The sequence below is a fragment of the Photorhabdus sp. RM71S genome, assembly GCF_042879355.1.
In the GTDB taxonomy this organism is placed as follows: domain Bacteria; phylum Pseudomonadota; class Gammaproteobacteria; order Enterobacterales; family Enterobacteriaceae; genus Photorhabdus; species Photorhabdus kayaii.
This window is the reverse complement of record NZ_JBHFKV010000005.1, coordinates 181,332-189,346: the sequence shown is the minus strand read 5'-3', so window position 1 is coordinate 189,346 and position 8,015 is coordinate 181,332. Positions and strand designations below refer to the sequence as shown.

The following is an 8,015-nucleotide window of genomic DNA, read 5'->3' as shown; positions in this document are numbered from 1 at the left end:
TCAACTAGTTTATCCATGCCTGTTCCTAATAAGATCGTTTTTTTCTTGGTCGAAAATTTTGATCTTGGAACAGGCACTTAGTTCCATTTTTTTATCCAGAGTTCAGGTTAATTATCAATGGCGGTAATGACTTTACCACCATGATCGGTTATGTCGCTTAAACGGATTACGGCTCTGTCTGTCATATTTATAACTCTGTCATCAATGGTAGTATTTGTAGATCCCGCAAGCAGATTTCAATATCATTGGCTTTATTGATATGCTCTTGGTTTTCAATATCGAAGATATCTTTTGTCGTAATAATTAATGAGCCTTTTTTGTCATTTTTATCAGAAATAGATATTATTTCTTCCGCCATTGGAACTAAAGTCGGATCTATTTCTATTGGCAAATAGAGCATCCAGCCGGCATAAACCCTATCTGGAAAAACTTGTTTTTGTTTTAGTGAGTAGTCTCTTGTATCTACTAAAACAAATGGAGACTTACAATTAGATATTAAATTTTTAATGAATATTATGAATTTCTCAAAGTTAACATCTTCTTTTTTAAGACTAATGTTAATTGATATGTTGGTTTTCCCTAATCGGATAGGGTTATTATGAATTCCATCTTCGCTTGTATATAAAATACTATTATTGTCTTCATTATTTCCATCTGATAAAGATTTAACAATAAGTTTAAATTTTTCATCAAAAGTTGCTTCAAAATGTTTTAATGCGTACTCAGTAGGCCCATTTTCATCAAATGCTCGGTACAATAATCTTTCTTCCAAAGAATTCTCAGGTAAATGCCAACCACTTTGCTTATTTGATAATTTATTTACTTGTTGCACCACCGGATATAAATCACTCAATGCCACTTCGGGTGTTATGCTCTTGTTTAGATCGTGAAATAGTTCTATTCTTGGGTATATTGTTGTCATATCTTTACCTTTTTACGCAAAATATAATTAAACAACTATCAAATCACAGTATTAAACACTTTAATGTTATTAAATTTAATAAATGCTCTAGAGAAATATGCATAAGATACAGGTTGCAAAAAATGCCAATATGATTTCGGCACATTGTTTAAGGTTATACATACTAAATTTTGTTTTTTAGCCTGATAAATCATACTGTCATGCCCAGACATATCTCCTTTTAATTTTACATCTTTATAGAAGTTTTTAGGCTCACCATTCTTAAAAAACTGGTCATACTTAGCCTTAGCCTCAAGAAATAAACATTGTGCAGGTTTCCAACCATCAAAGTTTGTATCCATGCATAACCAAGTTTCAATTATGTTTAATTCAGGGTTGTATATCGTCCCGGCAATTTTTGTTTGATAAGCAATGGTTATTTCTGAATACGATGTGGTCTTTTCCCAAACCATCGTAACGTTGCCAATTGCCGGACATTTCTCACATTCGGTACGGGACGAAGCAATTGTTTGTGTATTCGCTTTTGCCTTATCTTGTTCACCTTCTTTATTTTTGGTGCTTTCCATCACACCAACGGCGACTAATCCTGATGCACAAGCAGCCAGTGTCCATTCAGCAGCCGCTAAAAGAGCGGGAGCCGCTGGCGCGAGAAGTGGTAATGGCATGTCAATTTCTCCTTTTCAATAAATTATCTATAACCTGCGAATAATCACGGTATTTTTCTCGTTTCTCCGTTTTACCGGATTAATGTATTAGCCCGGTAAAACGGAGAAGACAGGTGCAGTACGCCAGTATTGCTTAAAATAGGCCAAAATGATTGTCGTCTCATTAAGCGAGAAAATCTTTCTGGCTGGCAATCAGTTTTGCACCACAGGCTGTTTGCATACCTTCTAATGCGACAGGTTTTCCCTGATGCTTTAAGTCATTACTCCCTTCCACAATAGGGAAAACCCCTTTGCATTTAGGGCAGCTTACTAAATCACCTTTAACAGCAACAGGTACGCCTTGATACAGGTAATTATCAATGGCGGTAATGACTTTACCACCATGATCGGTTAGGTCATTTAATCGGATAACTGTTTTGCTTGCCATAGTTATATCTCTGTTATCAGAGGTAATATTTGTAGATCCCGCAAGCAGATTTCAATATCATTGGCTTTATTAATATGCTCCTGGTTTTCAATATCAAAAATATCTTTTGTAGTGATAATCAATGAGCCTTTTTTGTCATTTTTATCAGAAACAGGTATTATCTCTTCCGCCATTGGAACTAAAGTCGGGTCTATTTCTACTGGTAAATAGAGCATCCAGCCAGCACTTAAACGATCTGGGAAAATATGTTTTCTTTTTATTCTATATGCATTGTTTTCTACCATAATGTAAGGTGCGCTATGAGTAGAAATCAGAAAATTAATAAAATTGATTAGTCGTGATAGCTGAAATTCATTTTCTTCGATAGATATATGAAAATCTATTTGAGTTTGTCCTAACCGATCTCGACGATAATTCATATAACAAATTGAACATGAATGGTCATCATCTTCGCCATCCCAAATCCCTTTAATAACTATAGGATTTTCTTCTGTATATTCTTCTTCAAATTCTTTTATTGCTTCTTTTGTTGCTCCTTGTTGATCAAAAGCAATATGTTGTAAAGATTCTTGACGAGTATCTCCTGGTAAATACCAAGTTTTATGGCGTCCAAAAAATATATCTACTTGTTGTGTGATTTTATATAAATCGGTAAGAACTATTGTTGGAGTTAATGGTTCTTTCCAATCTGTATATAATTTCATATTTAATGATAACGTAGTCATTTATCTTTACCCTTACTTAAATGTTAAATAGTATGAAATACTTTAATGTTGGGATAAATAGAAAATTTTTCTAAATAATAGGCATAGCTTATAGGTTGCATAAAATGCCAGTGAGAATTTGGGATTCCATTTAATGTAGTGCATACTTCTTGCTGCTTTTCTACTTGAGTCGTCATGGATCTATCCCCGCTTTTACTTATTTTCCACCAATCTATAGGTATTCCATTTTTGAAAAATTGGTCATATTTAGCCTTAGCCTCAAGAAATAAGCATTGTGCAGGTTTCCAACCATCGAAATTTGTATCCATACATAACCAAGTTTCAATTATGTTTAATTCAGGGTTGTATATCGTCCCGGCAATTTTTGTTTGATAAGCAATAGTTATTTCTGAATACGATGTGGTCTTTTCCCAAACCATCGTAACGTTGCCAATTGCCGGACATTTCTCACATTCGGTACGGGACGAAGCAATTGTTTGTGTATTCGCTTTTGCCTTGTCTTGTTCACCTTCTTTATTTTTGGTGCTTTCCATCACACCAACGGCGGCTAATCCTGTTGCACAAGCAGCCAGTGTCCATTCAGCAGCAGCTAAAAGAGCAGGAGCCGCTGGCGCAAGAAGTGGTAATGGCATATCAATTTCTCCTTCTCAATAAATTATCCATGACCCGCGAATAGTCGCGATATTTTTCTCGTCTCTCCGTTTTACCGGATTAATGTATTAGCCCGGTAAAATGGAGAAGACAGGTGCAGTGCGCCAGTATTGCCTAAAATAGGCCAAAGTGATTGTCGTCTCATTAAGCAAGAAAATCTTTCTGGCTGGCAATCAGTTTTGCGCCACAGGCTGTTTGCATACCTTCTAATGCGACAGGTTTTCCCTGATGCTTTAAGTCGTTACTCCCTTCCACAATAGGGAAAACCCCTTTGCATTTAGGGCAGCTTACTAAATCACCTTTAGCGGCAACAGGAACGCCTTGATACACGTAATTATCAATGGCGGTAATGACTTTACCACCATGATCGGTTAGGTCGTTTAATCGGATTACGGCTCTGTTTGTCATATTTATAACTCTGTCATCAAGGGGAGTATTTGTAGATCCCGCAAGCAGATTTCAATATCATTGGCTTTATTGATATGCTCCTGGTTTTCAATATCAAAAATATCTTTTGTCGTGATAATTAATGAGCCTTTTTTGTCATTTTTATCAGAAATAGATATTATTTCTTCCGCCATTGGGACTAAAGTCGGGTCTATTTCTACTGGCAAATAGAGCATCCAGCCGGCATAAACCCTATCTGGAAAAACTTGTTTTTGTTTTAGCGAATAGCCTCTTGTATCTACTAAAATAAATGGAGAGTTTCGAACCGATATTGAATTTTTTAAAAATTCAATAATATCTTGAAAATTAAATCTATCTTTGTCTAAATTGATGCTTATAGATATATTAGTTTTACCTAATCTGACAGGGTTAATATGGGTTTTATCTTCTCCCATATATAGAATACTATTGTTGTTCTCGTCGACTCCATCAGATAATGATTTCACAATAAATTTTGAGTTTTCATTATAAGTTTCTTTAAAATCCTCTATAGCGTATTTAGTAGGTCCATTTTCATCAAATGCATTATTTTTTAATCTTTCTTCTTGAGTATAACCAGGCAAACACCAACCACTTTTTCTAGTTGTTAACTTATTTATCTTGCGTGTAATCTGATATAAATCAAGTAATGCGTTTTCAGGAGTTAAAGCCTCATTTGAATCATGAAATAATTTTATTCTTGAAAAGATAATTGTCATTTTTAACTCTCCTTTTTATGAGAATAATTAAAGTTCAGTGTTAAATACCGTAATGTTAGAAAATATAGAAAGTGCCGTAAGAAAGTGTTCATAAGATATTGGTTCTAGGAAGTGCCAATGGGATTTTGGAATATTATTTAATGTCTCGCATACTACATTCTGCCTTCTAGCCTGATTAATCATACTGTCATATCCAGACATTTTTCCCTTTAACTTTATATTCTTATAAAAGTCATTAGGTTCTCCATCTTTGAAAAATTGATCATATTTGGCTTTGGCTTCAAGAAATAAACATTGTGCAGGTTTCCAACCATCAAAATTTGTATCCATACATAACCAAGTTTCAATTATGTTTAATTCAGGGTTGTATATCGTTCCGGCAATTTTTGTTTGATAAGCAATAGTGATTTCTGAATACGATGTGGTCTTTTCCCAAACCATCGTAACGTTGCCAATTGCCGGACATTTCTCACATTCGGTACGGGACGAAGCAATTGTTTGTGTATTCGCTTTTGCCTTGTCTTGTTCACCTTCTTTATTTTTGGTGCTTTCCATCACACCAACGGCGGCTAATCCTGTTGCACAAGCAGCCAGTGTCCATTCAGCAGCAGCTAAAAGAGCAGGAGCAGCTGGCGCAAGAAGTGGTAATGGCATATCAATTTCTCCTTTTCAATAAATTATCCATGACCCGCAAATAATCACGGTATTGTTGTTCTGGGCTATCTCCCGTGTTCAACATGTTCTGGATTTCTGATGAGCCGTGAAAATCATGATTAAACGCAACGAAGTATAAATAAGAGCGGACCAACGCTTCATCTTTAAACCCCATCGCAATTAAATCAAGATAAGCCTTCTTTAACCGCTGATGTAGGTTGTGTTCACTTTCATTTTCGACTAATTCACTGTGCTCAACTAGAATACGTTGTCGGATCTGGGTCACATAAGCCTCATCTTCCGCATTAATAAATTTAGCGACCTGCTCCTTGCTGAGTTTTATCATCACTAGACTCCTTTTACAAAATGGTCATTATTATCAAAAGAATACACCCACTCATGAATACCGTCAGTGAATGCCGACAATTGTTCTGGGCTGAAAATATCCCGGATCTGATGCAAGATGCGGGGATCGTAAAAACGCAGCAATGCCGTTTCCCCCGTTTCCAACTCAACATTCAGGTAGTTTTCAAGGTGACGGGTCAGTTTGTCCAAAGACAGCGTGGTGTGTAGCCAAGACACCGAAGGTGCAACCTTTTCCAGCGCAGATAACTTTTCTTCCCATGATTTCGCATAAGCCATATCAAACAACCATGGCCCCGCGAACGCAATTTTGGCATCCGGGTATTGCCGGAACAGAGGATTATTTGTGCCGGCGATATACTTAATCTCCTCAGCAAAATGACGTTCATACTGTAGGCCACTGACTAAGGCGTACCATTTCATTTCGGGATGCATTTCTCTGTATTCACTCCATTCTTTCTGTAATTCCGGTGTCATGACTGCCCCCTGATAACCATTGCTGTGCCATCCTGTTCTGCTTTCATCAGACAGGTCAGACAGATTTCTTTCAACGGTGCCGTCAGGGCTTTTTCTGCCTGTACGACGCTCGCCTGTTTCAGTTTATCCAGCTTATCTGGCAGCTTGCCGCTCCAACCTGAGCCGCTGCCGGGTGATCCACTGCCAAAGTTAATGCCCGCACTGCTGGTAATACCGCCCGCATCGATTTTAAGGAAGTGCCCGGCGGCCTGTAGAGTCAGTTCACTGCCAGCATCAATCACGACTTTAGCGCCGGAACTTAGGTGAATTTCATTACCGCTTTGAGTTAACAGAGCATCATCTGCTTTGATATGGAGTTTCTGCTCCGTAGATAGGGAAATATCATTGCCCGCCTGTACGCGGTACTCATTGTCAATGCGTAAATGGGCATCATGTTTGATATGATGTGTCCGGTTGTGTCCGATATTACAGGCTTCATCATTCAGAACCTGTGTATTCATATCCCGCTGGGCATGAATAAACACTTCCTCGCTGCCATTTTCATCCTCAAAACGTAATTCGTTAAAGCCGTTACCTTTATGTGTTTTGGTTCTGAACGTGGTGCGCGTCTTTTCCGCGGGTAAATTCAGCGGCGGGCGGTTAAGACCGTTGTAAGTGCATCCGGTAATAATAGGCCGGTCAATATCGCCGTTGAGATAGGAGATAATCACTTCCTGACCGACTCGCGGCGTTGCCAGAAAACCAAATCCGTTGCCATTCCACCCTTGTGCAACCCGCACCCAGCAAGAAGCCTGGTCGTCAGGCGCATCATAACGGTTCCAGTGAAAGTGAACGCGAACCGCGCCATCTTTATTGACATAAATTTCTTCAGTGCCCGGTCCGACAACTGTTGCGATTTCATCGCCGTCAGCCAATGGTTTATAGCGGTATGGCGGCCGCCAATCGTTGCGGCCTGGTATAAACCGGGTTTGTGAATTCAGGGTAGTGCCGGTTCCTCCGTCGCCTAAAACCGCAGGGACATGCCCTGTATGTTGGGAAGAGATGACTTGCCAGCGGTCATTCATGGCGTCAATCGGATGGTTGGTTAATGTGAAGATTCTGCCCGGCATTAATCGAATACAATTACTGTTCGCTATCCCGGATTTGCTGTCAGCGCGCAGGGCTTCCAGCCGGTACTGGGTAAACGGAATGGCCTCTTTGTCTTTCTGAAAACGCCCGTAACTTTCGAAAATATGAAATAGTGTGTCGTTTTCTGCCTCAAAATCTGTTGCATTGTGCCGTAAAGCATAATTGGGATTGTGATAATTTCTGTCTTTTTGGGTAGTGGATTCAGGGCGCATGTGGGAGCCAAACAGCCATTTGTAGATAACATTTTCTTCTACTGCGCTGGTAACGTCCGGGTTGTAGATCAGTGTATCCTGCGCTCTCATGTTCAGGTGGCTATCACTCAGATGGAGCCCGTCATCGGCGAACCAGAAGAAAATCCCCTCTTCAGCCGCCAAGCGGGTAAAGAAATCATAGGATGATTCCCTTTTCATGGTGACATATTCCCGCGTTGAATGTGGGTTATTCAAATGTATATTGGCCCTGAGTTGCTTCTGCTTCAGGATGCTTTGTAGAATATCGGGAATGCTGAGTTGGTGATAAATACGGCTGTCCTGATCGAGTGTCAGAAGCCACATTTCTGGCCTGACTGTCAGGTGATACTGGGTTTGATGCCGGTTTGTGGTCCCAACAACTGCGCTTTCAACCAATCCTTTCACTTCGCGTTGCAGAATATCGTCACGGGTGACGGTAAACCGCACGGCTTGGAGCAGGAGGGTATCGGTATCAATATCTGAACGATGTGCCGCTAACGTCAGAGACAGGGTAAATAACGATGAAAGCGCCTCATCTAACGTAAAATCAACCACTGCAAAAGTTTTGGTTTCCAGGTTGCCGATAGTGCAGGAAAAGCGGAGTCCGGTTTTCATAATTTTTCCTCAA

11 protein-coding genes are annotated in these 8,015 nt (G+C 39.4%); all 11 read right to left on the bottom strand.

Annotation, left to right across the window (positions count from 1 at the left end; all coding sequences use genetic code 11):
* Positions 1–187: 187 nt before the first annotated feature.
* Positions 188–922: an immunity 52 family protein gene (locus tag ACGF5R_RS05025; protein ID WP_387689958.1), complete on the bottom strand. Its 735-nt coding sequence runs from the start codon at positions 920–922 to the stop codon at positions 188–190.
* Between the two features lie 38 nt (positions 923–960).
* Positions 961–1,587, bottom strand: a complete 627-nt coding sequence (locus ACGF5R_RS05020; protein ID WP_112877243.1) for a restriction endonuclease fold toxin 5 domain-containing protein — start codon at positions 1,585–1,587, stop codon at positions 961–963.
* A gap of 163 nt (positions 1,588–1,750) precedes the next feature.
* The gene (locus ACGF5R_RS05015) at positions 1,751–2,014 is read right to left on the bottom strand and encodes a PAAR domain-containing protein (protein WP_112877242.1); all 264 of its coding nucleotides are present in this window, start codon (positions 2,012–2,014) and stop codon (positions 1,751–1,753) included.
* Between the two features lie 2 nt (positions 2,015–2,016).
* Positions 2,017–2,739: an immunity 52 family protein gene (locus ACGF5R_RS05010; protein ID WP_112877241.1), complete on the bottom strand. Its 723-nt coding sequence runs from the start codon at positions 2,737–2,739 to the stop codon at positions 2,017–2,019.
* 23 nt (positions 2,740–2,762) lie between these two features.
* Entirely contained in the window at positions 2,763–3,371 is a 609-nt protein-coding gene (locus ACGF5R_RS05005; RefSeq protein WP_112877240.1) for a restriction endonuclease fold toxin 5 domain-containing protein, read from the bottom strand.
* 163 nt (positions 3,372–3,534) lie between these two features.
* Positions 3,535–3,798: a PAAR domain-containing protein gene (locus tag ACGF5R_RS05000; protein WP_112877239.1), complete on the bottom strand. Its 264-nt coding sequence runs from the start codon at positions 3,796–3,798 to the stop codon at positions 3,535–3,537.
* A 2-nt stretch (positions 3,799–3,800) separates the two neighbouring features.
* Positions 3,801–4,535, bottom strand: coding sequence for an immunity 52 family protein (locus tag ACGF5R_RS04995; RefSeq protein ID WP_112877238.1), 735 nt, complete (start codon positions 4,533–4,535; stop codon positions 3,801–3,803).
* 27 nt (positions 4,536–4,562) lie between these two features.
* Positions 4,563–5,189: a restriction endonuclease fold toxin 5 domain-containing protein gene (locus ACGF5R_RS04990; protein WP_088374075.1), complete on the bottom strand. Its 627-nt coding sequence runs from the start codon at positions 5,187–5,189 to the stop codon at positions 4,563–4,565.
* 1 nt (position 5,190) lies between these two features.
* Positions 5,191–5,535 carry a hypothetical protein gene (locus tag ACGF5R_RS04985; protein WP_049585378.1) on the bottom strand — a complete coding sequence of 115 codons (345 nt, stop codon included), beginning with the start codon at positions 5,533–5,535 and terminating at the stop codon, positions 5,191–5,193.
* Between the two features lie 2 nt (positions 5,536–5,537).
* Entirely contained in the window at positions 5,538–6,029 is a 492-nt protein-coding gene (locus ACGF5R_RS04980; protein ID WP_387689956.1) for a DUF4123 domain-containing protein, read from the bottom strand.
* A complete protein-coding gene (gene tssI / locus ACGF5R_RS04975) occupies positions 6,026–8,002 on the bottom strand; it encodes a type VI secretion system tip protein TssI/VgrG (RefSeq protein WP_387689954.1) in 1,977 nt (658 codons plus the stop codon). Before tssI ends, ACGF5R_RS04980 begins: the two co-directional genes overlap by 4 nt.
* Between the last annotated feature and the right edge of the window lie 13 nt (positions 8,003–8,015).

Bases quoted from the DNA above. Each gene is read 5' to 3' on its own strand.
- ACGF5R_RS05025 (WP_387689958.1), bottom strand. From the start codon at position 922: ATGACAACAATATACCCAAGAATAGAACTATTTCACGATCTAAACAAG.
- ACGF5R_RS05020 (WP_112877243.1), bottom strand. From the start codon at position 1,587: ATGCCATTACCACTTCTCGCGCCAGCGGCTCCCGCTCTTTTAGCGGCT.
- ACGF5R_RS05015 (WP_112877242.1), bottom strand. From the start codon at position 2,014: ATGGCAAGCAAAACAGTTATCCGATTAAATGACCTAACCGATCATGGT.
- ACGF5R_RS05010 (WP_112877241.1), bottom strand. From the start codon at position 2,739: ATGACTACGTTATCATTAAATATGAAATTATATACAGATTGGAAAGAA.
- ACGF5R_RS05005 (WP_112877240.1), bottom strand. From the start codon at position 3,371: ATGCCATTACCACTTCTTGCGCCAGCGGCTCCTGCTCTTTTAGCTGCT.
- ACGF5R_RS05000 (WP_112877239.1), bottom strand. From the start codon at position 3,798: ATGACAAACAGAGCCGTAATCCGATTAAACGACCTAACCGATCATGGT.
- ACGF5R_RS04995 (WP_112877238.1), bottom strand. From the start codon at position 4,535: ATGACAATTATCTTTTCAAGAATAAAATTATTTCATGATTCAAATGAG.
- ACGF5R_RS04990 (WP_088374075.1), bottom strand. From the start codon at position 5,189: ATGCCATTACCACTTCTTGCGCCAGCTGCTCCTGCTCTTTTAGCTGCT.
- ACGF5R_RS04985 (WP_049585378.1), bottom strand. From the start codon at position 5,535: ATGATAAAACTCAGCAAGGAGCAGGTCGCTAAATTTATTAATGCGGAA.
- ACGF5R_RS04980 (WP_387689956.1), bottom strand. From the start codon at position 6,029: ATGACACCGGAATTACAGAAAGAATGGAGTGAATACAGAGAAATGCAT.
- tssI (WP_387689954.1), bottom strand. From the start codon at position 8,002: ATGAAAACCGGACTCCGCTTTTCCTGCACTATCGGCAACCTGGAAACC.